This window comes from Pseudomonas sp. SIMBA_068 (genome assembly GCF_046534705.1).
Classification (GTDB): Bacteria; Pseudomonadota; Gammaproteobacteria; order Pseudomonadales; family Pseudomonadaceae; genus Aquipseudomonas; species Aquipseudomonas putida.
The window spans coordinates 1-251 of sequence record NZ_JAWRYI010001157.1; the positions used below are offsets into that span (position 1 = coordinate 1).

Consider the following 251-nt stretch of genomic DNA (forward strand, 5'->3'; position numbering starts at 1 on the left):
CGAGATGACCCGGGCCGGGCAGCTGATCGCTTCCTCGACCTTTGAGAACATAACCGTCTACACCCTGGTGGCCTTGCTCTACCTGGCCCTGAGCCTGCCGCTGTCCTTTGCCCTGCGCCGCCTGGAGGCGCGCATCAGCACCCGGAGAAAGCCATGATCCAGATCAAGGGCGTACACAAGAGCTTTGGCAATGTGGCGGTGCTCGAAGGCATCGACCTACAGGTGCACAGCGGTGAAGTGGTGTGCCTGAT

General features: G+C 61.4%; 2 pseudogenes. Both read left to right on the plus strand.

Features of this window, described 5'->3' with window-relative positions:
• Nucleotides 1–157 (plus strand): annotated as a pseudogene (locus SB756_RS33155) (amino acid ABC transporter permease); the annotation flags it as partial.
• Nucleotides 154–251 (plus strand): annotated as a pseudogene (gene glnQ, locus SB756_RS33160) (glutamine ABC transporter ATP-binding protein GlnQ); the annotation flags it as partial. The pseudogenes SB756_RS33155 and glnQ, both read left to right, overlap by 4 nt.